The following is a 25,915-nucleotide window of genomic DNA, read 5'->3' as shown; positions in this document are numbered from 1 at the left end:
CGGATGCGGCCGCTCCTTCCAGATGCGGGGCGTGTCTCTCGGGGAGAGCGCGCCCCGCATCTGTGGGTGACGCCCCAGCGGCAGGCCGGGGCGATCCGGGGAAACGGGTGATGCGTCAGAGCTGGCCCGGCTCGGAGAGGCAGGCGGCGCAGGGTGGTGCCGGGCGGGTCCAGGCCAGCAGGCCGGCCCAGCCGGCGAGCGCGAAGATCATGAGCGCGATCGCCGAGAGCGGCAGCCGCCGCGGCAGCAGCGGGCGGGCGGTCTCCACCGGCGGGGCGTGCAGGGCAAGGCCGTTCGGCAGCCGGGTGAACCCGGGCCGGCACGGCGCGGTTTCGTGAGACGGAAACATCACCGTGCGGGCCATGGCGCGCTCCTTGAAGGCGACGCCCGCTTCGTACTAATAACTGACCGGGTAGTCAATAAGGTGCGCGATGGCAGTGGCAGGACAGCGCCGGCGGCGCAAGGAGGAGCGGCCCGGCGAGATCGTGGAGGCGGCGTTCGAGGAGTTCGCCCGCGCGGGCTTCGCCGCGACCAAGCTCGACGACGTCGCGGCCCGCGCCGGGATCACCAAGGGCACGATCTACCTGTACTTCCCGAGCAAGGAGGACCTGTTCCTCGCCACCGTCCGGGAGATGAACCGGCCGTCGGCGGAGAACCTGGCGGCGCTCGCCGCCGCCCCGCAGGGCTCGGCGATGGCGATCCTGCGCACTCACTTCGCCTTCGTGTACGAGCAGATGGTCGAGGACCGGCGCGCCCGCGAGATCTTGCGGATGCTGCTCGCCGAGGTCAGCCGCTTCCCCGACCTCGCCGACCGCTGGCGTGCCGAGGTGCTCGGCCCGGCGGTGGACAACCTGCGGCGCGTGGTGCGCTACGGGATCGACCGCGGCGAGTTCCGCCCGACGGCGGCCGAGGAGTTTCCCCACCTGCTCTTCGCCCCCGTCATCATGGCCTGTACCTGGCGGCTGATGTTCGGCGACGACCACGCGCTTGACGGCCCGGCGTACCTGGCGGGGCACCTCGACCTGATGGAGCGGGGTCTGGTGCGGGGGGAGGGGAGTGGGGGGTGACCCTGGTTCCTTGCGGGTCGCGGGATCTCTCCTCTCCCCGCGGGCGCAGGGCTGTCCAGGGAAAGACATGGCGCGTGCTTTCCCCTCCCCCCTCTGCGGGGGAGGATGGCGAACGGAGTGAGCGCAGCGGGACGAAGTCCCGCCGAGAGGGGCAGCGCGACGGTGCTGAGCATGGCGCCCGTCACCGTGGGCGCGACCCTTCGGAAGCGGCGACCCCTCTCCCGGCCGCCTTCGGGGGCCACCCTCCCCCGCGGAGGGGGAGGGGAAAGCCCGCGCTCTCTCGTGTCCGGATCGCCCTTACGTGGGAGAGGTGATACCGGCGAGACCACCGCCTCATCGTGAGCCGCCGCCCCTTTCCCGGACGACTGAAACGAAGTGGAAGGAGATCCGGGATCCAGCACGAGGACTCGCGAAGCGTCCTTATGGCTGCAACGGTGCAACATAGAGAGCCGCTTCGCGGCAAGTCTTACGTCTGGATCCCGGATCTCCTTCCGCTGGCGCTCCAGTCGTCCGGGAAAGGGGGTTGGCTTACGACGGATCGTAGTCTCGTCGGTACCTATCTGACAGTGTCGTGTACTGTGCCCCTCACTCCGCGGCCGTCGCCATCGCCACCTCCGGGTTGCGGAACCGCGCCAGCAGCGCCGCCTCCTCCGCCTGCACCGCCGCGAGGTTCTTCGCCTTCACCGGGCCGTAGCCGCGGATGCGCTGGGGCAGTCCGGCGAGGCCGACCGCGGCGGCGTGGTTGACGGGTGTCAGGTCGCGGGCGATCTCGGCCATCAGAGCCTCGAAGTCCCGCCCGAGGCGCCGCTCCTCGCGCCGCTCCCGCGTGTAGCCGAACGGGTCGAGGGCGGTGCCGCGCAAACCCTTCATCCGGGCGAGAATCCCGAACGCCTTCATCATCCAGGGCCCGAAGCTTGTCTTGCGCGGCCGGCCGGTGGCCGGGTCGCGGCGGGCGAGCAGCGGCGGCGCGAGGTGGAACTCGTAGCGGAGATTTTCGCCCTCGAAGGTGCGCTCGACCTGCGCCTGGAAGCTGCCGTCGGTGTAGAGCCGCGCGACCTCGTACTCGTCCTTGTAGGCCATCAGCCGGAAGAGCGAGCGGGCGGCGGCCTCCGCCAGGGCCGACTGGCCGGGGACGATCGCCGCCTCCCGGGCCCGCAAAGCCGCCACGGCCTTGGCGTAGCGATCGGCGTAGGCCGCGTCCTGGTAGGCGGTCAGGAACGCGACGCGCTTCCCGATCACGCCGTCGAGGTCGGGCGCCAGATCCGGGGCCGGCGCCTCGACCGCCCGCATCGTCTCAGGGTGGGCCGCGGCGCGCCGCCCCCAGGCGAAGGCCGCGAGGTTCATCGCCACCGCCTCGCGGTTGAGCTCGATCGCCTTCACGAGCGCCGCCCGCGAGAGCGGGACGCGCCCGCGCTGCCAGGCATAGCCCAGCATGAACATGTTGGCGGCGAGCGCATTGCCGAGCACCGAGACCGCGAGGCTTGTGGCGTCGGTGAAGTCGGCGCGCTCCGTCCCGGCGGCCTCCCGGATCGCCCGCTTGATCCGCTCGGCCGGCAGGGAGAAGTCGGGCCGGCGGGTGAACTCGCCCGGCATCACCTCGGCGGTGTTGACGACGAGGTGGGTGCGGCCCTTCGCGATCGCCGACAGCACCTTGCGGTTGCCGCTGACCACGAGGTCGCAGCCGAGCACGAGGTCGGCCGCACCCGCCCCGACCCGGATCGCGTGGATGTCCTCCTGGCGATTGGCCAGCCGCACGTGGCTGAACACCGCGCCGCCCTTCTGGGCGAGGCCGGCCATGTCGATCATCCCGAGTCCCTTGCCCTCGAGATGCGCCGCCATGCCGAGGATCGCCCCGATCGTCACCACGCCGGTGCCGCCGACGCCGGTGACGATCAGGTTGTAGGTGCCGGCGATCTCCGGGATCGCCGGTTCGGGCAGGCCGGCATCCGGTGCCGCGTCGGTCGCCACCGGGACCCCGACCGGTTTCGTGCGGGGTTTCGCGCCGTGCACCGTCACGAAGGACGGGCAGAACCCCTTCACGCAGGAAAAGTCCTTGTTGCAGCCCGACTGGTCGATGCGGCGCTTGCGGCCGAATTCGGTCTCGACCGGCTGCACCGCGACGCAGTTCGACTGCACCGAGCAGTCGCCGCAGCCCTCGCAGACCAGCTCGTTGATGATCACCCGCTTGTCGGGATCGGGGAAGGCGTTGCGCTTGCGCCGGCGGCGCTTCTCGGAGGCGCAGGTCTGGTCGTAGATCATCACCGAGACGCCCGGCACCGTCGCGAGGTCGCGCTGCACCGCGTCGAGTTCGTCGCGGTGGTGGATGGTGAGGCCGTCCGGCCAGACGATCGTCTCGGGGTACTTGTGCGGCTCGTCGGTGACGAGCGCGATGCGCGCGACGCCCTCCGCCCGCACCTGCGCGGCGATGCGGTCGACGGTCAGGCCGCCCTCGTGCGGCTGGCCGCCGGTCATCGCGACGGCGTCGTTGAACAGGATCTTGTAGGTGATGGTGGTGCCGGTATCGACCGCCCAGCGGAGCGCCAGCGAGCCCGAGTGGTTGTAGGTGCCGTCGCCGAGGTTCTGGAACACGTGGCCGCGCTTCGAGAAGGCGTTCTCGCCGATCCAGTTCGCGCCCTCGCCGCCCATCTGGGTGAAGCCGTCGGTGCCGCGGTCCATCCACTGCGCCATGTAGTGGCAGCCGATGCCCGCATAGGCCCGCATGCCCTCGGGCACCTTGGTGGAGGAATTGTGCGGGCAGCCGGCGCAGAAATGCGGGATCCGCGCCGCGATGTCGGCGGTGGCCGCCAGCCGCTCCTGCGCGCCCTTGAGGCGTGCGACGCGCCCCGCGAGGTCGTCGTTGCGGTGGTAGCGCAGCAGGCGCTCGCCGAGCGCCACCGCGATGTCGTTGGGATCGAGCGCGCCCTTCACGGGAAAGAGCCAGTTGCCCTGCTCGTCCCGCTTGCCGATGCAGACCGGCTGATGGCGCGATCCGTACAGCTCCTCGCGCAGCTGCACCTCGATCAGGGAGCGCTTCTCCTCCACCACCATCACGAGGTCGAGGCCCTCGGTGAACTCCGCCAGTTCGCGCCGCGACAGCGGCCAGGGGCAGGCGACCTTGTAGAGCCGCAGGCCCATGTCGTTGGCCTTGACCTCGTCGAGGCCGAGGTCGTCCATCGCCTGGCGCACGTCGAGATAGGACTTGCCGACCGTGATGATGCCGATCTTCGGCTGGCGTCCCCCCGAGAGCACGATGCGGTTGAGGTTGTTGGCGCGCACGAAGGCCATCATCGCGTCGCGTTTGAAGTCCTGGAGGCGGGCCTCCTGCTCCAGGATGCCGTCGGGCGTGCGGATGTTGAGCCCGCCCGGCGGCATCAGGAAGTCGTCGGGGAGGACGATCTTCACCCGGTCGAGGCGCGCGTCGACGCTCGCGGTCGACTCGATGTTCTCCTTCACGCACTTGAAGGCGACCCAGGTGCCGCAATAGCGGCTCATCGCGTAGCCGTAGAGGCCGTAATCCAGGATCTCCTGAACGCCGGCCGGGTTCAGGATCGGGCTCATCACGTCGACGAAGTGGAACTCCGACTGGTGCGCGACGGTGGAGGATTCCGCCGTGTGGTCGTCGCCCATCAGCGCCAGCACGCCGCCGTGGCGCGAGGTGCCGGCCATGTTGGCGTGGCGAAACACGTCGCCGGAGCGGTCGACGCCGGGGCCCTTGCCGTACCAGAGGCCGAACACGCCGTCGTAGCGGCCCTCGCCCCGCATCTCGGCCTGCTGCGCGCCCCAGATCGCGGTGGCGGCCAGCTCCTCGTTGAGGCCGGGCTGGAACACGATTCCGGCCTGATCCAGGACCTTCTTGGCACGCACCAGGTTCTGGTCGAGCCCGCCGATCGGCGAGCCGCGATAGCCCGAGACGAAGCCCGCGGTGTTGAGTCCCGCCGCCCGGTCGCGGGCCTGCTGCATCAGCAGCATCCGGATCACGGCTTGCGTGCCGGTGACGAAGACCTGGTCGCGGGAGAGGTCGTACTTGTCGTCGAGGCTGACCGGCCGAAGGGACGGGGAGATGTTCTCTGGGCCCATCGCGTGCTCCTCCTCCTCGCGCGGTGGGAGCCGGTTCTCCGGCCTCTCGGGACCACGCCGATTAAGTCAGGAAGGCTGACATTTCCGGTCGGCTCCGTCAACGCGGCCTGGAGGCATTCCAGGAAGGCGCGTTTCGCTCGCGCCCGGGGGGCGGCCTTGAGCCTCCGTCGTATCGCGGTCACCCGCGAACGCCCGATCCTCGGCGGCACGGCGGCGTCTGCCGTGACTGGCCCGTGCGCCTTGCCGCCCAACACGTTTCGCGGCATCACCGCTGCCCCTGCGGGTCTCTGCGCCCGCCCGTACCGGATGGCCCCCGCGATGATCCGCTCCGACATCCTCGCCGCGATCGGCGGCACGCCCTTGATCCGCCTCAAGCGCGCCTCGGAGGAGACCGGCTGCACCATCCTGGGCAAGGCCGAGTTCCTGAATCCGGGCCAGTCGGTGAAGGACCGCGCCGCCCTGTCCATGGTCGAGGCCGCGGAGCGCGCCGGGACCTTGCGGCCGGGCGGCACCATCGTCGAGGGCACGGCGGGCAATACCGGCATCGGGCTCGCGCTCGTGGGCGCGGCGCGCGGCTACCGCACCGTGATCGTGATTCCGGAGACCCAGTCGGCGGAGAAGAAGCAGGCCCTGCGGCTGGCCGGGGCCGACCTCGTCGAGGTACCGGCCGTCCCGTTTGCCAATCCCAACAACTACGTGAAGGTGGCCGGGCGGCTGGCCGCGCGCCTCGCCGGGACCGAGCCCGGCGGCGCCTTCTTCGCCGACCAGTTCGACAACCTCGCCAACCGCGAGGCCCACATCGCCACGACCGGGCCGGAGATCTGGGAGGCGACCGGCGGACGGGTCGACGGCTTCATCTGCGCCGCCGGCACCGGCGGCACGCTCGCCGGCACCGCCGAGGCGCTGCGCGCCCGCAACCCCGGGGTGACGATCGGGCTCGCCGATCCGGACGGCTCGGCGCTCCATCCCTACTACGCCACCGGCGAGCTCAAGGCCTCAGGGACTTCGATCACCGAAGGCATCGGCCAGGGTCGCATCACCCGCAACCTCGAAGGGTTCCGGCCGGACATCTCCTTCGGCATCCCCGATGCGGAAGCGCTGCCGCTGGTCTTCGGCCTCCTGGAGGAGGAGGGGCTGTGCCTCGGCGGCTCGTCGGGCATCAACGTCGCGGGGGCGATCCGGCTTGCCCGCCATCTCGGGCCCGGCCACACCATCGTGACGATCCTGTGCGACTACGGCACCCGCTACGCCTCGAAGCTGTTCGATCCCGGCTTCCTGCGCGCCCGCGACCTGCCGGTGCCGCACTGGCTCGACAACCCGCGGGCGATCGATCCGGGCTTGGTCGCGTAGGCGCCGCGTCGGCGCCATCGCGCGGTTTCGGGAAATTTTTCACGCCCGTTCGCGACACAAGATCCCGGACGGCCGTGACCGAGATGAGACGGTGCGGGGCGGGCGCCGTCATCGTCCCGCCAGGCCGTGCCGACGCCCGCAGCCGACCCGCGGACCGGTCTCGCGGGCCCGAGCAGGCGACGACACCGGGACGTCGACCCGGCTGATCCTGGCAGCTCGGACCGACGGAGTTCCATGATCCCGGCCGAAAGCCGCCGAATGCCTCGGCCGGGCGTTGCTCCTCTGCCGACGACTCCGGTTCGTCCATGCCGTCGCGACTGTATTGCCCGTGGGTTTTCGGCTCGTGTCGCAAGCACAGGACCACATAGACGCCTGTCGGCGGCGTCATTAACGATCCGTTAACCCTGATTGCCCAGCATTTCCCTGTCGCAACAACAAATACGCCCGGGGGCCCTCGTCACCAGGAGGACAAGCAGCATGGCGCCAGCGACCACCCTCGCGGAGGCCGAGCGCAAGCTCGTCATCGAGACGCTCATCCGTTGCCGCGGCAACCGCACCCACGCCGCCAAAATGCTCGGCATCTCGGTCCGCACGGTGCGCAACCGGATCGCGGAGTACAGGAGGATCGGTGTCTGCCTGCCGATCTACCGCGACGTCGTCTGGTCCGACTGGCCGGAGGGGGAATTGTCGGAGGAGGCCGGGATGAGGAGCGCGCCGGCGGAGGCGGAGGCGTGAGGGCGCGACCCTAGCGCCCGACCGGAGGCCCGGAGCCAAAGTCGGCCCCCACGCGATCTCATCCCCCCATGGTCACCCTCCAGGGTCATTCCGGGCTCCGCCATCGCGGCCCCGGAATGGCCAGGAGGGGGTGACTGGTCATCGAGGAACGACATCGCTCAGATCTCGCTGCGCCGCAGCAGGTAATCCAGCCCCCCCACGCGGTACCACCGGTAGCCGTAGCCCTCCAGCAGCACGCAGTGGCAGCCGTCGTCGTTGGCGAGGCTCCGCTGGCCGGTGAGGAGGTCGATCAGGTTGCGGCCGTCGCCGTCGAGGCCGGTGGCGAAGGTGACCTCCTTCGGCTCGGCCGCGAGGTTGTGCAGGCACAAGACCGAGTTCTGGCGCCAGTCATAGCGCAGGGCGAGGATGCTGGGGTCGCGGGTCTCCAGGGCGGTGAAGTCGCCCCAGCCGATCTCCGGCACCTCCTTGCGCATCCGGATCACCCGCTCCATCCAGTTGAGGAGTGATTCCGGCGCGCAGCGCTGCGCCGCCGCGTTGACGTGCGCGTAGGCGTAGGGGCCCTCGTGGATCGGCGGCGATTCGGGATGGTCGCTGAGCGTGAAGCCGCCGTGGGGCTCGTGCGACCACTGCATCGGCGTGCGGGCGCAGTCGCGCTCGGGCAGCGAGAGGTCGTCGCCCATGCCGATCTCGTCGCCGTAGCGCAAGACCGGCGTGCCCGGCAGGGTGAACATAAGGCTGTAGGCGAGCTCGATCCGGCGCCGGTCGCCGCCGAGCATCGGCGCGAGGCGCCGGCGGATGCCGCGGTCGTAGAGCTGCATGTCGGGGTCGGGCCCGAAGGCGTCGAACACGGTCTGGCGCTGCTTCTCGGTCAGGCGGCCGAGATCCAGCTCGTCGTGGTTGCGCAGGAAGATCGCCCATTGGGCCGAGGGCGGCCGGTTCCAGGTCTTCTGCAGCGCCTTCACCAGCGGGCGTGAATCGGCCGAGGCGAGCGCGTAGAACAGCGCCTGGTTGACCTGGAAGTTGAACATCATGTGCATGCGGTCGGCGTCGTCGCCGAAATAGTCGAGGTCCTGGCGCGGCAGGATGTTGGCCTCGGCCAGGATGATCGCGTCGCCCTGGCGCCATTGCAGGAACTCGCGGAACAGGCGCAGGAGCTCGAACTGCTCGCGCGGTTCCCCTGAGACCTCCGGCCCCTTCTCGGCGATCACGAACGGCACCGCGTCCATCCGGAAGCCCGAGACGCCGAGCTGGATCCAGAACCCCATGATCTTCAGGATCTCGGCCTGGACGTGGGGGTTGGCGGTGTTGAGGTCGGGCTGGAAGTCGTAGAAGCGGTGGAAGTACCAGGCCTTGGCCTCCTTGTCGTAGGTCCAGGTGCTCTTCTGCACGCCCGGGAAGACCATGCCCTCGTTGGCGTTCGCCGGCTTCGTCTTCGACCACACGTACCAGTCGCGGGTACGGGCATCGGGGTCGCGCCGGGCGGCCTGGAACCACGGATGCTGGTCGGAGGTGTGGTTGACCACGAGGTCGATCAGAACCCGCATGCCGCGCTGCTTGGCCGCGTGGGTGAAGGCGACGAAGTCGCCGAGCGTGCCGTAGCGCGGGTCGACGCCGTAATAGTCGGCCACGTCGTAGCCGTGGTCGCGGCCCGGCGAGGGCTGGAACGGGTGCAGCCAGATCGCCGTGACGCCGAGCCCGAGGAGATAGTCGAGGCGCCGCTCCAGCCCCTCGAAGTCGCCGATGCCGTCACCGTTGGCATCCATGAAGGAGCCGACCGAGAGGCAGTAGATCACCGCGTTCTTGTACCAGAGGTCCTCGATCACCCCGGTTCTCCTCGGCCGGCGACGATGCCGGCTGGGCGATTCATCTAGGGCAGACGTCGTTCAAGCGTAGCCTTGCCGTGGGCTTGAGCAGAATGGCGCGCGCGCAGGCAGCAGTGGCGGCGAAAATCGGGCAAGCGGCGCCGGGATTGGCGGATGCCCAGAATTTGAGCCCGAATCCACCGGAACCTTTTTGAAAATCCCGCTGGCACGGCCTTTGCGGAACGGGTCTCGGCCGCAACGGCCCAGGGAGAAGAACACCATGACGTGGAAGGGTTGGCTCTCGCGCGCCGCGGTCGCGGGCGGGTTGGCGCTCGGCACGATGGCGAGCACGGTCGCCTCGGCGCAGGAGACCATCAAGGTCGGCATCCTGCACTCGCTCTCGGGCACGATGGCGATCTCCGAGACGACGCTCAAAGACGTCATGCTGATGCTCATCGACGAGCAGAACAAGAAGGGCGGCGTGCTCGGCAAGAAGCTCGAGGCGGTCGTGGTCGATCCGGCCTCGAACTGGCCGCTCTTCGCCGAGAAGGCGCGCGAGCTGATCGCCAAGGACAAGGTCTCGGCGGTGTTCGGCTGCTGGACCAGCGTGTCGCGCAAGTCCGTGCTGCCGGTGTTCAAGGAGCTGAACTCGATCCTGTTCTACCCCGTCCAGTACGAGGGCGAGGAGAGCGAGCGCAACGTGTTCTACACCGGCGCCGCCCCGAACCAGCAGGCGATCCCGGCCGTCGACTACCTGATGAAGGAAGAGAAGGTCGAGCGCTGGGTGCTGGAGGGCACGGACTACGTCTATCCCCGCACCACCAACAAGATCCTCGAGGCCTACCTGCTCTCGAAGGGCGTGAAGCCCGCCGACATCTCGATCAACTACACCCCGTTCGGCCAGTCCGACTGGCAGACCCGCGTCGCCGCGATCAAGAGCTTCGGCTCGACCGGCAAGAAGACCGCGGTGGTCTCGACCGTCAACGGCGACGCCAACGTGCCGTTCTACAAGGAGCTGGCGAACCAGGGCATCAAGGCGACCGACATCCCGGTCGTCGCCTTCTCGGTCGGCGAGGAGGAGCTGGCGGGCATCGACACCAAGCCCCTCGTCGGCCACCTGGCCGCCTGGAACTACTTCATGTCGATCGACACGCCGGCCAACAAGGCGTTCATCGACCAGTGGCACGCCTACACCAAGAACCCGAAGCGCGTCACCAACGACCCGATGGAGGCCCACTACATCGGCTTCAACATGTGGGTGAAGGCGGTCGAGAAGGCCGGCACCGTCGATCCCGACAAGGTGATCGCCGCGCTCCCGGGCATCAAGCAGGACAACCTGACCGGCGGCACCTCGGAGATGCTGGCCAACCACCACATCACGAAGCCCGTCTTCATCGGCGAGATCAAGGACAACGGTCAGTTCGACGTGGTGTGGAAGACCGACGGCCTGATCCCCGGCGAGGCCTGGTCGAAGCAGCTCGAGGGCTCGAAGGACCTCGAGGCCGACTGGGTCAAGCTGAATTGCGGCAACTACAACACCAAGACGAAGAAGTGCGGCGGCGCGTGAGCGCGTGACAAAGGGGCTCTCTCTCGGGAGAGAGCCCTACAGGGGATGCCGATCCTGGCTCCCCTTTCCCGGACGACTGGAACGTAGTGGAACGAGATCCGGGATCCAGCAGAGGACGTGCCGCGAAGCGGCTCTGCAGACCGCAGCGTTGCAGACAAGCGGACGCTTCGCGAGTTCTTGTGCTGGATCCCGGATCTCCTTCCGCTGACGCTTCAGTCGTCCGGGAAAGGGGCGGGTGCCTGACATAACGGTGCCGCCACCTTCACGACTTCTCCCGGCAGGGAGGAGACAACCTTCTCCGGACGGAACTGAATGCGCCGCTGCCTCGTCCTTCTCCTCGCCGCCTGGTGCGCTGCTTGTGCCTTCGCGGCCGCCGCGCAGACCGGGCCCGACGCCGCCTACGCGCGGCTCGCCAGCGACAGCTATTCCGACATCGAGGCCGCCATCGCGGGCCTCGCGACCAGCGGCGACCCGAAGGCAGGGCCGGTTCTGCGCGCGCTCGCCGACAACCGCCTGCTCTACCGCCCGGACGACAAGGCGCTCGCCATCAAGGACGGCGCCAAGGTCACCGACGCCCGCACCGGCGCCGCGATGGCGCCCGACGGCCTCAAGCCTGTCCGGGTCAACAACCGGGTGCGGCGCGCGATCGACGCGGCGCTCGGCACCCTCAACCTCCTCGCCCCCGACGCTGCCACCCGCCGCACCGCCGCCGACGCGGTGCTCAAGGCCCGCGACGTGGCCGCGCTCCCGGCCCTCGACGCGGCGCTCGCCCGCGAGTCGGATGCCGGCGTGAAGCGCAGCCTCCAGGACGCCCGCGCCACGGCCTTGCTGGCAAAGCCCGGTACACCCGAGATCGAGCGCCTGGCCGCCGTCGACACGATCCAGAACCGCGGCGACAGCGAGGCGCTGGCGATCCTGCGCGGCCTCTCGGGCGACGCCGCCCAGAGCGTGCGCGATGCCGCCGCCCGCGGCGTGTCGGCGATCGAGACCCGCCAGGCGCTGATGGCGAACGTGCAGAACGCCTGGTACGGCCTGTCCCTCGGCTCGGTCCTGCTGCTCGCCGCCATCGGTCTTGCCATCACCTTCGGGGTGATGGGCATCATCAACATGGCCCACGGCGAGATGGTGATGCTCGGCGCCTACACCACCTACCTGGTGCAGGAGCTGATCCGCCAGAAGGCCCCCGGCCTGTTCGACTGGTCGCTGCCGATCGCGATCCCGCTCGCCTTCCTCGCCGCCGGCGCCGTCGGCATCCTGATCGAGCGGACGGTCATCCGCCACCTCTACGGCCGGCCGCTCGAGACGCTGCTCGCCACCTGGGGCATCAGCCTGATCCTCCAGCAGGCGGTGCGCTCGGTCTTCGGCCCGACCAACCGCGAGGTCGGCGCCCCGTCCTACATGTCGGGCGCCTTCGACCTGTTCGGCCTCTCGATCACCTGGGGCCGGCTGTGGATCGTGGTGTTCGCGCTCGGCGTCTTCGTCGCCCTCAACCTGATCCTGAAGGCGACCTCGTTCGGCCTGAAGACCCGCGCCGTCACCCAGAACCGCCGCATGGCCGCCGCCATGGGCATCCGCACGCCGTGGATCGACGCCTTCACCTTCGGCCTCGGCTCCGGCATCGCTGGCGTCGCCGGGGTCGCGCTGTCGCAGATCGACAACGTCTCGCCCAATCTCGGCCAGGGCTACATCATCGATTCGTTCCTGGTCGTGGTGTTCGGCGGCGTCGGCAACCTGTGGGGCACGCTGGTGGCGGCCCTCACCCTCGGCGTCGCCAACAAGTTCCTCGAGCCCTACGCGGGCGCGGTGCTGGGCAAGATCCTGCTCCTCGTCTTCATCATCCTGTTCATCCAGAAGCGGCCGCGCGGCCTGTTCGCGCTCAAGGGCCGGGCGGTGGAGGCCTGACATGCTGCTCTCCCGCATCGACAAGCCCGGCTGGATCTTCCTCGGCGTGCTGGCGCTCGCCTGCCTCGTGGTGCCGGCCCTCAACCTGCTCACCGCGCCGGGCTTCGCCTTCCACGTGCCGACCTACGCCGTCTCGCTGATGGGCAAGTACCTCGCCTACGCGATCCTGGCGCTCAGCCTCGACCTCGTCTGGGGCTATTGCGGCATCCTCTCGCTCGGCCACGGCGCGTTCTTCGCGCTCGGCGGCTACGCGATGGGCATGTACCTGATGCGCCAGATCGGGCCGCGCGGCGTCTACGGCAATCCGATCCTGCCCGACTTCATGGTGTTCCTGAACTACAAGTCGCTGCCCTGGTACTGGCACGGCTTCGACTGGTTTCCGTTCGCCGCCGTGATGGTGCTCCTGGTGCCGGGCCTCCTCGCCTTCGTGTTCGGCTGGCTCGCCTTCCGCTCGCGGGTGACCGGCGTCTACCTGTCGATCATCACCCAGGCGATGACCTTCGCGCTGATGCTCGCCTTCTTCCGCAACGACATGGGCCTCGGGGGCAACAACGGGCTCACCGACTTCAAGGACATCCTCGGCTTCAACGTGCAGGCGCAAGGGACCCGCGTCGTCCTGTTCGTCCTCACCGCCGTGGCGTTAGGCCTCGCCTACCTCGTCGCCCGGTTCATGACGACCTCGGCCTTCGGCAAGGTGCTGATCGCGATCCGCGACGCGGAATCGCGCACGCGCTTCCTCGGCTACCGCACGGCGCACTACAAGGCGCTCGCCTTCACCGTCTCGGCGATGATGGCGGGGGTGGCCGGCGCCCTCTACGTGCCGCAGGTCGGCATCATCAACCCGTTCGAGTTCGCCCCCGCCAACTCGATCGAGGCGGTGATCTGGGTCGCGGTCGGCGGCCGCGGCACGCTGGTCGGCGCGGCGCTCGGCGCGGTGCTGGTCAACTACGCCAAGACCCTGCTCACCGGGGCGATGCCGGATGCCTGGCTGTTCGCGCTCGGCGCGCTGTTCGTCGTCGTCACCCTGTTCCTGCCCAAGGGCATCCTCGGCACCCTGACCGAGCGGCTCGGCTCGCGCCGCGCGAAAGCCCGATTGCCCGGCCCGAAGCCGGGCGACATTCCCCCCGCACTCGCCGAGGAGGGCCGCGGATCATGAGCGCGGCGATCGCCCTGCCTACCGCCGACCCGGTGCACGAGAAGCGCCTCACCCAGGCCCTGCTCTACGTCGACGACATCAAGGTCACGTTCGACGGCTATCGGGCGCTACGTGGCCTGTCCCTGACCCTGATGCCCGGCGAGATGCGGGCGATCATCGGGCCGAACGGCGCCGGCAAGACCACGATGATGGACTGCATCACCGGCAAGACCCGGCCCGATACCGGCCAGGTGATCTATGACGGCGTGCACGATCTGACCCGGATGGACGAGGCGGCGATCGCCGAGCTCGGCATCGGCCGCAAGTTCCAGAAGCCGACGGTGTTCGAGAGCCAGTCGGTGGCCGACAACATCCTGCTCGCGCTCAAGGGCCCCCGCGCTGCCACCGCCTCGCTGTTCGGCTGGCGCAACCGGGTCGAGCGGGCGCAGATCGACGCGATCCTGGAGACGGTCGGGCTCATCGCCCATCGCGGGCGCCCGGCGGCCGACCTGTCGCACGGCCAGAAGCAGTGGCTCGAGATCGGCATGCTGCTGGCGCAGGACCCCAAGCTCCTCCTCGTCGACGAGCCGGTCGCCGGCATGACCGACGCCGAGACCGAGGCGACCGCGACGCTCCTGCGCCGCATCGCCCGCGACCACGCCGTCATCGTGGTCGAGCACGACATGCACTTCGTCCGCGCGCTCCAGTGCCGCGTCACCTGCCTGCACGAGGGCGCGGTGCTGGCCGAGGGCTCGATCGATTCCGTCTCGGCCGACCCGCGGGTGGTCGAGGTCTATCTCGGCCGCTGAGGATCCTGTCATGCTCTCCGTCGAGACCATCGATCTCCATTACGGCGCGGCGCAGGCCCTGCGCGGCGTCTCGCTGAGCGCCGAACTCGGCAAGGTCACGGCGGTGCTCGGCCGCAACGGCGTCGGCAAGACCTCGCTGATGCGCGCCATCGTCGGCCAGCAGCCGGTGTCGAAGGGCGCGGTCAAGCTCGACGGGCGCGACATCAGCCGGCTCGCCCCCTACGACCGCGCCCGCCAGGGCATCGCCTTCGTGCCGCAGGGCCGCGAGATCTTCCCGCTGCTCACCGTCAAGGAGAACCTCGAGACGGGCTTCGCGCCCTGCAAGCGCGCCGACCGCTACGTGCCGGCCGAGATCTACGACCTCTTCCCGGTCCTCAAGGACATGCTCGGCCGGCGCGGCGGCGACCTCTCGGGCGGCCAGCAGCAGCAGCTCGCCATCGGCCGCGCCCTCGTCACCCGCCCCCGCGTCCTCGTCCTCGACGAGCCGACGGAAGGTATCCAGCCCTCGATCATCAAGGATATTGGCCGGGCGATCGATTACCTGCGGGGCAAGGGCGACATGGCGATCGTGCTGGTCGAGCAGTACTTCGAGTGGGCCCGCGACCTGTGCGATTCCTATGCCGTGATGGACCGCGGCCAAGTGGTCGAGGCGGGCCCGCGCTCGGGGATGGTCGAGGCGCAGGTGCGGCGATGGCTGTCGGTGTGAGGGCGACGGCTTTGAGGATGCCCGCGGCGGGATGACCGGGGTCGGAGGTTGGCCCTCCACTCGCGATCGTGGTTCTAAGATCCAAGATCGCCTTCAGGTACTGCTCTTGCGTCGCATAGGGTCCACGTTCTTCGCAGGGATATCGTCACCCGCGTCCAGATCGACCTGGAAGTGCTCGGCGCTGGTATCGATCAGGCGGCGGAGAACGCTCGAAGCCAGATCGAACTTGCTGTCGGGAATCGTCGCCGGCAGCCGCCCGCCGGTCTTGGGATACCGGAATGCTGTGGCATAGGTCTTGAGATAGCCAAGACCCTGCATCGCAGTCCGGAGAGGGTGTTCCTCGGGAAGTCTGTCGGCCAGGCGGTCGAGAATGTGGACATCCTTGATTTGGACGTGATCGCTGTCCGAGGTGAGCAGGGCGAGGAGCAGCTTCTCTGCCGCCTGCTCCAGATGGTAGGCGTCGTTTCGGCTCCTGCATTTGTGCAAAATGATCGCGTCCTTCAGGTCGCGATCCGCGAGCCTGAGATGGTTGGCGATATGTAGACTAGCGGGAGAAGACACGAACAGCGTGCCCGACGATGTCCCGCGTCCGCGAATTCGCCACGCTCAAGTCCGATAAGAATTCGGTCTTGAGGGAACACAGCACATCCGCGTAGACCCCCGACCCCCGTTGCGTCTCGTAGCCGAGCAGCGGATCGAGCAGGTGCTCATCGGCGTCGTCGGGCAGCACCACGAGGAGGTCCCAGTCGCTATCCGGTCCCGCCGTGCCCTTCGCCCGGCTGCCGAACAGCAGGACGTCTTCCGGGGCGTAGACAGCGTCGATCCGCTCCAGAAGCGTCTTCAGCGCGGGATACTCGGCCGTGGCGGGCACGAGTTCCGCCACGGAAGCCGGTGTGGTCATCGTTCGATCCTCCGGTTTCTCAACTTAGCAAGTGACCGGCCTGCCGTCATCGAGCGTCGGCGAGGGCGGGAGGTCGGGCCGCGAAGGCCGAGCTGCGCGCTGGGGCCGTGCTCCGATGAAGGTCCTGTCAAGCTTTCATATTCCGAACCTGCCGTCCGGCTCCGACCTCCGACCACCTTGCATTCCGCCCGCACTCGGACTATCTCCGCGACTAACAGTTCTGTTCGTGGCCGATGAGGCTGCGGTGCGGGAGTGGGTCCCCCCGGGGCCCGCTCTTTTTTATTGCCGCAAAGCCTCCCCGGGCGCGAGCCGAACGCCAGATTGCCTCCCCTCAAGGGCGCCCCTCGGGGGAGCCGCGGCACAGACACCCATGACCGACGCCCCAGACCAGAACCCGGCCGAGAAGCGCCTCATCACCGAGACCGGAATCGCCGCTCGCGTCGCGCAGATCATCGAGCCCGCGATCGAGGGCCTCGGCTTCCGCCTCGTGCGGGTGAAGGTCTCGAGCCAGAACGGCTGCACGGTGCAGATCATGGCCGAGCGGCCGGACGGCACCATGTCGGTTGACGAGTGCGAGACCGTCAGCCGCACGATCTCGCCGATCCTCGACGTCGACGATCCGATCGGCGGCGCCTACTACCTCGAGATCTCCTCGCCGGGCATCGATCGGCCCTTGGTGCGGGCGGGCGACTTCACCCGCTGGGCCGGCTACGAGGCCAAGGTCGAGCTGGCGATGCCGCTCGACGGCCGCAAGCGCTTCCGCGGCATCATCCGGGCGCCGCAGGGCGACACGGTCCGCATCGACCTGCCCGACGTCAAGGAGGGCCTGCCGTCCTCCTACGACATCCCCTTGCGCGATATCGGCGAGGCCCACCTCGTCCTCACCGACGCCCTGGTGCGCGAATCCCTGCGGCGCGGCTCGGCCCCGCCGCAGGACGACGAGGGGGATGACGAGGACGAAGGCTCCTCCGCCGTCCACTGAAATCGCCCCAGCCCGTAACGAACCATAAAACCAGGAAGGACTGATCCGATGGCCGTCGTCAGCGCCAACAGGCTCGAACTCCTCCAGATCGCCGAGGCGGTCGCCCGCGAGAAGGTCATCGACCGCTCGATCGTGATCGGCGCGATGGAGGAGGCGATCGCCAAGGCCGCCCGCTCGCGCTACGGCGCCGAGACCGACGTGCATGCCGAGATCGACCCCCGCACGGGCGCCTTACGCCTGTCGCGCCACCTCCTGGTGGTCGACGAGGTCGAGAACGACGCCCGCGAGATCGACCTGCCGTCGGCGCGGCGCCACAACCCGGCCGCCCAGGTCGGCGACGTGATCTCCGACACCCTGCCGCCGTTCGATTTCGGCCGCGTCGCCGCTCAGTCGGCCAAGCAGGTGATCGTCCAGAAGGTCCGCGACGCCGAGCGCGACCGCCAGTACGACGAGTACAAGGACCGTATCGGCGAGGTCGTCAACGGCCTCGTCAAGCGGGTCGAGTACGGCAACGTCATCGTCGATCTCGGCCGCGGCGAGGGCATCGTGCGCCGCGACGAGTCGATCCCGCGCGAGACCTTCCGCCCCGGCGACCGCATCCGCGCCTACCTGTTCGACGTCCGCCGCGAGGTGCGGGGTCCGCAGATCTTCCTCTCGCGCTCGCACCCGCAATTCATGGCCAAGCTCTTCGGCCAGGAAGTGCCGGAGATCTACGACGGCATCGTCGAGGTGAAGGCGGTCGCCCGCGATCCGGGCTCGCGCGCCAAGATCGCGGTGATCTCGCGCGATTCCTCGATCGACCCGGTCGGCGCCTGCGTCGGCATGCGCGGCTCGCGCGTCCAGGCCGTCGTCGGCGAATTGCAGGGCGAGAAGATCGACATCATCCCGTGGTCGCAGGACCAGGCGACCTTCATCGTCAACGCGCTCCAGCCGGCCGAGGTGGTCAAGGTGGTGCTCGACGAGGAGGCCGACCGCATCGAAGTGGTGGTGCCCGACGACCAGCTGTCGCTCGCCATCGGCCGGCGCGGCCAGAACGTGCGGCTCGCCTCCCAGCTCACCGGCTGGGACATCGACATCCTGACCGAGGCCGAGGAATCGGAGCGCCGGCAGAAGGAGTTCGTCGAGCGCACCAACACCTTCATGCAGGCCCTCGACGTCGACGAGACGGTGGGCCAGCTGCTGGCCGCGGAAGGCTTCCGCTCGGTCGAGGAGATCGCCTACGTCGAGCCGACGGAGCTCGCCAACATCCAGGGCCTCGACGAGGAGACCGGCGCCGAGATCCAGGCCCGGGCGCTGGACTACCTCAACCGCATCGAGGCCGAGAACGACGCCCGCCGCATCGAGCTCGGCGTCGCCGACGACCTGCGCGAGATCGACGGCATCACCACCCCGATGATGGTCGCGCTCGGCGAGAACGACGTGAAGAACGTCGAGGACCTCGCCGGCTGCGCCACCGACGACCTCGTCGGCTACACCGAAGGCCGCGGCCCCGAGGCGGTGCGCCATGCCGGCTACCTCGACGGGTTCGAGCTCTCCCGCACGGAGGCCGAGGCGATGATCATGGCCGCCCGCGTCCATGCCGGCTGGGTCGAGGCGCCCCCGCCGGAGGAGGCGCAGGAGGGTGACGAGGCCGAGGACGGCGAGCAGGCCGAGGGCGAGGAATCCGAGACCGTGCCAGTCGAGGAGGAGGCCGCCGCGACCGCCGAGCGGCAGCCGACCTGAGACCCGACGCGACGATGGACGCGACCATGCAGGACGACACCCAGGATGCGGATGCGCTGCCGCCGGACGTCCTCGACGCCGGCGCCGGGCGCGGCCGCGCCAACGCGGAGCGCACCTGCCTGGTCACGCGCGAGGCGGGCCACCCCGACGGGATGATCCGCTTCGCGCTCGGCCCCGACAACCAGGTCGTGGCCGACCTGCGCGCCCGGCTTCCCGGCCGCGGCGCCTGGGTCACGGCGACCCGGGCCGCGGTGCAGGAGGCGGTGAAGCGGCGGCTGTTCCAGCGCGCCTTCCGCCAGAAGGACGCCCGCGTCGCCCCCGATCTCGCGGACGTGATCGAGGCGGGGTTGCGCGAGGACCTGCGCCAGGGTTTCTCCCTGGCCAACAAGGCGGGCTGCGTCGTCACCGGCTTCACCAAGGTCGAGAGCGCCGTGGAGAGCGAGACCGGGATCAAGGCCCTGGTGCATGCCAGCGATGCCGCCCCGGACGGGCGGCGCAAGCTCGCCCAGGCATTGCGAAGGCGCTACGGCGATGCCATATCGAGGATCCCGGTGCTCGACGACCTGTCCGGTGAAGAATTGGACATGGCCTTGGGCCGGGATCATGTGATACACGCTGCCCTCGTCGCGGGAGCCGGCACTGCCGGCTTGCTCGCGCGTTGGCGTCGGCTCCACGTCTTCCGCGGCGGGGCGGCGACGTCGGGAGGTGCCGGAACGGAGCCGCAAGGCTCCGACGCGGCGCCCCCGGACGCTGTCCAGGATGGTGACGCATCGCTGCGGACCGGCCCCCCGGAGGCCGGTGGTTGAGTGAATCGAATGGGATCGGCCCGGTTGGCGGGTGCGCTCCCGGGAACACGATGGGAGGCGGCCACCGGGAGGCCGGGTCCCGGGACGGACGAGAACCCCCAGGGTCTGAACTGAATGAGTGAGACGAAGAATCCGGGCGACAAGACGTTGCATACCGGTCCCGCGAAGACGCTGTCGATGAAGCGTCCGATCGAGCAGGGGACGGTGCGCCAGAGCTTCTCCCATGGCCGCTCGAAGTCGGTCGTGGTCGAGACGGTGAAACGTCGCCCCGGCGGCGCGCCGGCTCCGGCTGCGCCGAAGGACGCCGCGCCCAGCCAGGCGCGCTCCGCCCCTCAGGGGCAGGGCCGTCCGGGCGGGCCGCGCCAGGACCGTCCGGCCGCCGCGCGGTCCGGCGTCGTGCTGCGCACCCTGAGCGATCAGGAGCAGAGCGCCCGCATGGCCGCCCTCGTCGACGCCAAGCGTCGCGAGGAGGAGGAGCGCCGCCGCGCCGCCGAGGAGGCCCAGCGCCGCATCGAGCGCGAGGCCGCCGAGGCCCGTGAGCGCGAGGCCGCCGAGGCCCGCAAGCACGAGGAGGAGGAGCGCCGCCGCCAGGAGGACGCGCGCAAGCGCCGCGCCGCCGAGGATGCCGAGCGCCGCGCCCAGGAGGATGCTGCCCGCGCGGCCGCCGCTCCCGCCGAGGCCCCCGCCGCGCCTGCGCCCGCCGCCGCTGCCCCGCGTCCCGCGGCTCCGGCCGCCGCCCGTCCGGCGGCTGCCGCGGGTGCGGCCCGCCCGGCCGCTCCGGCCGGTGCCCGCCCTGCCGCCGCAGGTGCGCGTCCCGCCGTCGGTGCCCGTCCGGGTGCCCCGGCCGGCGCTCCCGCGCGTCCGGCGGCCCCCGCCGGCACCCGCCCGGCGACCCCGAGCACCGGGATCACCCGTCCGAGCGCCCCGGCCGAGCCGCGCCGCACGCTGACGGCCGATGCCCGCAAGCCGCGCGACCTGAACTTCATGGCCCGCCCGGCGCCGAAGCCGGAGCCCGAGCCGGCGAAGCCCGAGCCGACGGCGGCCAAGCCCGCGACCGCGGCGAAGACCGCGACCGGCGCCGCCGCCACGGCGCGCCCCGCCACCGGCCGTCCGGCCGCGGCGGAGGAGGAGGCCGAGACCAAGCGGGTCATCCGCCGTCCCGGCATGCCGCTCAAGGTCATCACCCCGCCCAAGACCCCGAAGTCGCCGGGCGGCGACCGCAATCGCGGCCGCCTGACCATCGCGACCGCGACCTCGGGCGAGGACGAGCGCACCCGTTCGCTCGCCTCGTTCCGCCGCCGCAACCAGCGCCTGACCGGCCACCGCCAGGTGGAGCAGAAGGAGAAGCTGGCCCGCGAGGTGGTCATCCCCGAGACGATCACCATCCAGGAGCTCGCCAACCGGATGAGCGAGCGGGCGGTCGACGTCATCCGCATGCTGATGAAGCAGGGCCAGATCCACAAGATCACCGACGTGATCGACTCGGATTCGGCGCAGCTGATCGCGGAGGAGCTCGGCCACACCGTGCGCCGCGTCGCGGAGTCGGACGTCGAGGAGGGCCTGTTCGACGAGCCCGATACCGACGACGACACCCAGCCGCGTCCGCCGGTCGTGACCATCATGGGCCACGTCGACCACGGCAAGACCTCGCTGCTCGACGCGATCCGCAACGCCAACGTCGTCTCCGGCGAGGCGGGCGGCATCACGCAGCACATCGGCGCCTACCAGGTGACCTCGCCGTCCGGCGGCAAGATCACCTTCATCGACACCCCCGGCCACGCGGCCTTCACCTCGATGCGCGCCCGCGGCGCCCGGGTGACGGACATCGTCGTGCTGGTGGTGGCGGCCGATGACGGCGTCATGCCCCAGACGATCGAGGCGATCTCCCACGCCAAGGCGGCCGAGGTGCCGCTGATCGTGGCGATCAACAAGATCGACAAGCCCGATGCGAACCCGCAGCGGGTGCGCACCGAGCTCTTGCAGCACGACATCCAGGTCGAGTCGATGGGCGGCGAAACCCTCGAGTTCGAGGTCTCGGCCAAGACCAAGGACGGTCTCGACGACCTCCTGGAGGGTCTCGCCCTCCAGGCCGAGATCCTGGACCTGCGCGCCAACCCCGACCGCTCGGCGGAAGGCACGGTGATCGAGGCCAAGCTCGATCGCGGCCGCGGCCCGGTGGCGACGGTGCTCGTCGAGCGCGGCACCCTGCACACCGGCGACATCGTGGTGGCGGGCGCCGAGTGGGGCCGCGTGCGGGCGCTGGTCGACGATACCGGCCGCAACGTCAAGGAAGCGGCGCCGTCGGTCCCGGTCGAGGTGCTGGGCTTCAACGGCACGCCGGAGGCGGGCGACCGCGTCGCGGTGGTCGAGAACGAAGCCCGGGCCCGCGAGGTCACCGAGTACCGTGCCCGCGTGAAGCGCGAGCGCGCGGCGGCCACTGGCACCGGTGCCGGCCGCTCGCTGATGGACATGATGCGCGACCTCAAGGAGGGCGCCGGCCGCAAGGAGTTCCCGCTCGTCGTCAAGGGCGACGTGCAGGGCTCGGTCGAGGCCATCGCCGGGTCGCTCGAGAAGCTCGGCAACGACGAGGTGGCGGCGCGCATCCTGCACACGGGTGTCGGCGGCATCACCGAGTCGGACATCACGCTCGCCCAGGCCTCCGGTGCGGTCGTGGTCGGCTTCAACGTCCGCGCCCACAAGGAGGCCCGCGAGGCCGCCGAGCGGGCGGGCGTCGAGATCCGCTACTACAACATCATCTACGACCTCGTGGATGACGTGAAGGCGGCGATGTCGGGCCTGCTGCCGCCGACGCTCCGCGAGGAGCGCCTGGGCGAGGCGCGCATCCTCGAGATCTTCAACGTCTCGAAGGTGGGCAAGATCGCCGGTTGCCGGGTCGAGGACGGTCGCGTCGAGCGCGGCGCCCATGTCCGCCTCATCCGCGACAACGTGGTGGTGCACGAGGGCAAGCTCTCGCAGCTCAAGCGCTTCAAGGACGACGCCAAGGAAGTGGCGGCGGGCCAGGAATGCGGCATGGCCTTCGAGAACTACCAGGACATGCGCCCGCGCGACGTGATCGAGTGCTACATCGTGCACGAGGAGCGTCGCACGCTCTGACCGAGCAAACCGCTGCCATCGGCCGTCCGCCGTCATGGCGGCGGCCACCAAAGATACCGCGAGCCCGGGACGCCAGCGTCCCGGGCTCGTCGGTTCAGACGATGACAGCCGCGTGGGCCGGATGGCCGAGAAGGCCAGGGACGACCGCCCCGCGGCCCGGTCCGAGCCCGGAGAGACGATGGTGCGCAAACCCCAGGAAAACGCAGGCCCCTCGCAGCGCCAGCAGCGCGTGGCCGAACTCGTGCGGCACGCCCTCGCCGAGGTGCTGAGCCGCGGCGACATCCAGGACCCGGTGCTGAGCCAGCACGTGATCACCGTGCCGGAGGTGCGGATGTCCCCCGACCTCAAGCTCGCCACCGCCTACGTCATGCCGCTCGGCGGCGCGGACGAGCGACCGGTGATCGAGGCGCTGGAGCGCAACAAGAAGGTGCTGCGCCAGGAGGTGGCCCGCCGGGTGTCGCTGAAGTTCGCCCCCGACCTGCGCTTCCGCCGCGACGAGACCTTCGACGAGGCGGCGCGGATCGACGCGCTCCTGCGCAGCGACAAGGTCCAGCGCGACCTCGGGTCCGAATCGGACACCGACGAGTAGGCGATCGCCCGGCGCGCGAACCCGCGCCTGGCTGACGACTTGACCCATCAGGATCGGCACGGACGGGCGCGGGCGCGAGTCCCGCGGCGACCGCCGTTCGACAACGGACACAGGATGACGATGCACGAGGATCAGCCCGCAGAGCCCGCGCCGCCGGCGGCCCGCCCCGCCCGCGAAGGCCGCGACGGAGCCCCCCGTCAGGACGGTCCGCGATCCGACCGGCCCCGCGGCCGCGGCCGCCCGCCGGGCGACCGGCCCAAGCGCCGCGAGATCAGCGGCTGGGTGATCCTCGACAAGGGCGTCGGCATGACCTCGACCCACGCGGTCGCGGCGGTCAAGCGCGCGCTCAACGCCAAGAAGGCCGGCCATGCCGGCACCCTCGATCCGCTCGCCTCCGGCATCCTGCCGATCGCCCTCGGCGAGGCGACGAAGACTGTTCCCTTCGTGATGGACGGCCGCAAGGCCTACGTCTTTTCCGTGAGCTGGGGCGTCGAGACCGACACCGACGATGCGGAAGGCCGCCCGGTCGCGACCTCCGACGACCGCCCGACGCAAGAGCAGGTCGAGGCGATGCTGCCGCGCTTCGTCGGCGCGATCGAGCAGGTGCCGCCGCGCTACTCGGCGATCAAGATCCAGGGCGAGCGCGCCTACGACCTCGCCCGCGACGGCGAGGTGGTGGAGCTGGTCGCCCGGCCGGTGCAGATCGACCGGCTGGCGATCGTCGCCCATAGCCCCGAGCGCACGGTGATCGAGGCCGAGTGCGGCAAGGGGACCTACGTGCGGGCCATCGCCCGCGACCTCGGCCGGGCGCTCGGCTGCTACGGCCACGTCTCGGCCCTGCGGCGCACCCGCGTCGGGCCCTTCGCCGAAGACCAGTCCTGCACCGTCGCCGCGCTCGAGGCCGCCGAGGCCGAGGCCAATGCCGCTCTGCTGCGCCCGGTCGAGACGGCGCTCGACGCCGTGCCGCACGTGCCGGTCTCCCGCGACATGGCGATGCGGCTGATGCGCGGCCAGCCGGTGATCCTGCGCGGCCGCGACGCGCCGACCGAGGGCAAGGCCTACGCGACCTGCGGCGGCGTGCTCGTGGCGGTCGGCGACGTCGAGCGGGGCGAGCTCGTCCCACACCGGGTGTTCCACTTAGGCGGCACCGCTCCGAAGAACAACTGAGAGAGGTAAGGGGCGATGACCGACGGGCTCGAGGGCGATCCGCGGGTGCTGTGGAGCGAGGACGTGCTGCGCTACCGCGACACGGACGCCAACGGCCACGTCAACAACGCGGTCTTCGCCGCCTTCTGCGAGAGCGGGCGGGTGCAGTTCTTCGGAACCCACCTGACCCCGCTGCTCACCCCCGACACCTTCTTCGTCATCGCCCGCTTCGTCATCGATTACCGGGCCGAGCTGCACTATCCGGGCCGGGTCCGCACCGCGACCTGGCTCGCCCGGGCGGGGCGCACCTCGCTCGGTTTCCGCCATCGCATCCTCACCGGCGACACGGTGGCGGGCGAGGCGGAATCGGTCTGCGTGCTCTTGTCGAAGGACACCCGGCGCCCGGCGCCGCTGGGCGCGGCCGGCGAGGCGGCGGCGCGGCTGGTGGTCGAGGGGCTTTGAGGACCCAAGGTGCACCGGGAGGCGTGGACGCCGTCCGCGCCGCACCGTAATCCGAAGTGGCAGGCCGCTGCGACGGCCTCTCGACCGCCAGGATGGTGCGTGCCGTGCAATTGCGGGCCCTGATCTACTTCAACGAGCTCGCCCGGCACGGCTCGATGCGGCGGGCGGCGGAGAAGCTCGGCATCGCCCCGACCGCGATCAGCCGGCAGATCGAGAACCTGGAATACCATTTCGGCGCGCCGCTGGTGGAGCGCGACCCGACCGGGATCCGGCTCACCGCCGCCGGCGAGCTGCTCGCCGCCCGCTCGGCCCGCTCCTTGCGCGAGCTCGACCACGTCCGCACCCTGATCGACGACCTCAAGGGCCTGCGGGCGGGCCGCGTCACGGTCTATGCCAGCGGGGCGGCGGCCTCCGGCCTGCTGGTGCCGGCCCTCGCCGACTTTTCCGCGAGCCACCCGGACGTGCGCTTCGAGGTGGTGGTGGCGAGCGTCGGGCGCACCATGCAGGCGCTCGCCGACGGCGAGGCGGACCTCGCCGTCACCCTGTTCACGCCGCCGCAGGCCGAGGTCGTCGTGCGCTGCCGCGTACCGGTCGACCACGCCGCCGTGATGGCGCCCGACCATCCCCTCGCCGACCGCCTCCAGGTCGGCCCGCGCGACCTCCTCGCCCATCCGGTCGCGGTGCCGGACGCGGCCTTCGGGGTGCGCCAGGCCCTCGACGCGCAGATGTGCGAGGCCGGCCTGCCGGCGCTCGATCCGGTCTTCACCACCAGCGCCCTCGAGATCCAGCTCGAGCTCGCGCGCCGCGGCCGGGCGGTGCTGGTCCTGCCGCCCCTCACCGTGCGCCGCGACGAGGCGGCGGGCACGCTGGCGACGCGGCCGTTTCGCGACCTGCGGGTGCGCACCCATCTCGACCTGTCGCATCTCAGGGAGCGGCCGCTCTCCTTCGCTGCCGCCCGGCTGGTGGCGGTCCTGGAGCAGCACATGCCCGGTTTCCGCGCAGACGGCGAGGTGTAGCGGTTTCGGCTACGGGGTGCGCAACAG

The 25,915-nt window shown here is 70.3% G+C and carries 20 protein-coding genes and 1 pseudogene; 16 read left to right on the top strand and 5 right to left on the bottom strand.

Annotation, left to right across the window (positions count from 1 at the left end):
• Positions 1 to 115: 115 nt before the first annotated feature.
• Positions 116 to 364, bottom strand: coding sequence for a hypothetical protein (locus ACS5PV_RS29125; RefSeq protein WP_455398824.1), 249 nt, complete (start codon positions 362 to 364; stop codon positions 116 to 118).
• A 67-nt stretch (positions 365 to 431) separates the two neighbouring features.
• On the opposite strand from ACS5PV_RS29125, the gene ACS5PV_RS29120 reads away from it, so the two are divergent.
• Positions 432 to 1,067 (top strand): TetR/AcrR family transcriptional regulator, encoded by a 636-nt coding sequence (locus ACS5PV_RS29120; RefSeq protein ID WP_455398823.1) that lies wholly within the window; start codon positions 432 to 434, stop codon positions 1,065 to 1,067.
• Positions 1,068 to 1,652: 585 nt separating this feature from the next.
• Here ACS5PV_RS29120 and ACS5PV_RS29115 read toward each other — a convergent pair.
• Positions 1,653 to 5,144 carry an indolepyruvate ferredoxin oxidoreductase family protein gene (locus ACS5PV_RS29115; protein WP_455398822.1) on the bottom strand — a complete coding sequence of 1,164 codons (3,492 nt, stop codon included), beginning with the start codon at positions 5,142 to 5,144 and terminating at the stop codon, positions 1,653 to 1,655.
• A 318-nt stretch (positions 5,145 to 5,462) separates the two neighbouring features.
• Between ACS5PV_RS29115 and ACS5PV_RS29110 the strand changes: the two genes are divergently transcribed.
• Positions 5,463 to 6,494: a cysteine synthase A gene (locus ACS5PV_RS29110; RefSeq protein WP_455398821.1), complete on the top strand. Its 1,032-nt coding sequence runs from the start codon at positions 5,463 to 5,465 to the stop codon at positions 6,492 to 6,494.
• 477 nt (positions 6,495 to 6,971) lie between these two features.
• Entirely contained in the window at positions 6,972 to 7,229 is a 258-nt protein-coding gene (locus ACS5PV_RS29105) for a helix-turn-helix domain-containing protein (protein ID WP_455398820.1), read from the top strand.
• 158 nt (positions 7,230 to 7,387) lie between these two features.
• Here the strand turns inward: ACS5PV_RS29105 and ACS5PV_RS29100 are convergent, their stop codons facing one another.
• On the bottom strand, positions 7,388 to 9,052 hold the full coding sequence (locus tag ACS5PV_RS29100) for an alpha-amylase family protein (RefSeq protein ID WP_455398819.1): 1,665 nt from the start codon (positions 9,050 to 9,052) through the stop codon (positions 7,388 to 7,390).
• 259 nt (positions 9,053 to 9,311) lie between these two features.
• Between ACS5PV_RS29100 and urtA the strand changes: the two genes are divergently transcribed.
• The 5 genes from urtA (at position 9,312) to urtE (ending at position 15,150) form a co-directional block, all read left to right on the top strand.
• The gene (gene urtA / locus ACS5PV_RS29095) at positions 9,312 to 10,598 is read left to right on the top strand and encodes an urea ABC transporter substrate-binding protein (RefSeq protein WP_455398818.1); all 1,287 of its coding nucleotides are present in this window, start codon (positions 9,312 to 9,314) and stop codon (positions 10,596 to 10,598) included.
• Between the two features lie 312 nt (positions 10,599 to 10,910).
• Positions 10,911 to 12,500, top strand: coding sequence for an urea ABC transporter permease subunit UrtB (gene urtB, locus ACS5PV_RS29090; RefSeq protein ID WP_455398817.1), 1,590 nt, complete (start codon positions 10,911 to 10,913; stop codon positions 12,498 to 12,500).
• Position 12,501: 1 nt separating this feature from the next.
• Positions 12,502 to 13,656 (top strand): urea ABC transporter permease subunit UrtC, encoded by a 1,155-nt coding sequence (gene urtC / locus ACS5PV_RS29085; RefSeq protein WP_455398816.1) that lies wholly within the window; start codon positions 12,502 to 12,504, stop codon positions 13,654 to 13,656.
• Positions 13,653 to 14,444 (top strand): urea ABC transporter ATP-binding protein UrtD, encoded by a 792-nt coding sequence (gene urtD, locus ACS5PV_RS29080; protein ID WP_455398815.1) that lies wholly within the window; start codon positions 13,653 to 13,655, stop codon positions 14,442 to 14,444. Before urtC ends, urtD begins: the two co-directional genes overlap by 4 nt.
• 10 nt (positions 14,445 to 14,454) lie before the next feature.
• A complete protein-coding gene (gene urtE, locus ACS5PV_RS29075; RefSeq protein ID WP_455398814.1) occupies positions 14,455 to 15,150 on the top strand; it encodes an urea ABC transporter ATP-binding subunit UrtE in 696 nt (231 codons plus the stop codon).
• Between the two features lie 93 nt (positions 15,151 to 15,243).
• Here urtE and ACS5PV_RS29070 read toward each other — a convergent pair whose 3' ends face one another.
• Both ACS5PV_RS29070 and ACS5PV_RS29065 read right to left on the bottom strand, forming a co-directional pair.
• Positions 15,244 to 15,711 carry a HEPN domain-containing protein gene (locus ACS5PV_RS29070; protein ID WP_455398813.1) on the bottom strand — a complete coding sequence of 156 codons (468 nt, stop codon included), beginning with the start codon at positions 15,709 to 15,711 and terminating at the stop codon, positions 15,244 to 15,246.
• The gene (locus ACS5PV_RS29065) at positions 15,695 to 16,051 is read right to left on the bottom strand and encodes a nucleotidyltransferase domain-containing protein (protein ID WP_455398812.1); all 357 of its coding nucleotides are present in this window, start codon (positions 16,049 to 16,051) and stop codon (positions 15,695 to 15,697) included. Before ACS5PV_RS29065 ends, ACS5PV_RS29070 begins: the two co-directional genes overlap by 17 nt.
• Before the next feature lie 370 nt (positions 16,052 to 16,421).
• Here ACS5PV_RS29065 and rimP point away from each other — a divergent pair.
• The 8 genes and pseudogenes from rimP to ACS5PV_RS29025 all read left to right on the top strand — a co-directional run.
• Positions 16,422 to 17,030: pseudogene (gene rimP / locus ACS5PV_RS29060) on the top strand (ribosome maturation factor RimP); the annotation flags it as partial.
• Between the two features lie 51 nt (positions 17,031 to 17,081).
• Positions 17,082 to 18,755, top strand: a complete 1,674-nt coding sequence (nusA, locus tag ACS5PV_RS29055) for a transcription termination factor NusA (protein ID WP_455398811.1) — start codon at positions 17,082 to 17,084, stop codon at positions 18,753 to 18,755.
• 14 nt (positions 18,756 to 18,769) lie between these two features.
• On the top strand, positions 18,770 to 19,561 hold the full coding sequence (locus ACS5PV_RS29050) for an RNA-binding protein (RefSeq protein WP_455398810.1): 792 nt from the start codon (positions 18,770 to 18,772) through the stop codon (positions 19,559 to 19,561).
• A 114-nt stretch (positions 19,562 to 19,675) separates the two neighbouring features.
• Positions 19,676 to 22,675, top strand: a complete 3,000-nt coding sequence (gene infB / locus ACS5PV_RS29045) for a translation initiation factor IF-2 (protein ID WP_455398809.1) — start codon at positions 19,676 to 19,678, stop codon at positions 22,673 to 22,675.
• Between the two features lie 181 nt (positions 22,676 to 22,856).
• Positions 22,857 to 23,264, top strand: a complete 408-nt coding sequence (rbfA, locus tag ACS5PV_RS29040; protein WP_455398829.1) for a 30S ribosome-binding factor RbfA — start codon at positions 22,857 to 22,859, stop codon at positions 23,262 to 23,264.
• 114 nt (positions 23,265 to 23,378) lie between these two features.
• Entirely contained in the window at positions 23,379 to 24,431 is a 1,053-nt protein-coding gene (gene truB / locus ACS5PV_RS29035; protein ID WP_455398808.1) for a tRNA pseudouridine(55) synthase TruB, read from the top strand.
• A gap of 15 nt (positions 24,432 to 24,446) precedes the next feature.
• Entirely contained in the window at positions 24,447 to 24,872 is a 426-nt protein-coding gene (locus ACS5PV_RS29030; RefSeq protein WP_455398807.1) for an acyl-CoA thioesterase, read from the top strand.
• A 104-nt stretch (positions 24,873 to 24,976) separates the two neighbouring features.
• Positions 24,977 to 25,888, top strand: coding sequence for a LysR family transcriptional regulator (locus ACS5PV_RS29025; protein ID WP_455398806.1), 912 nt, complete (start codon positions 24,977 to 24,979; stop codon positions 25,886 to 25,888).
• The last annotated feature ends 27 nt before the right edge of the window (positions 25,889 to 25,915 follow it).

The organism is Methylobacterium sp. Gmos1 (assembly GCF_053764715.1).
This window is presented reverse-complemented; position numbering and strand designations above follow the sequence as displayed.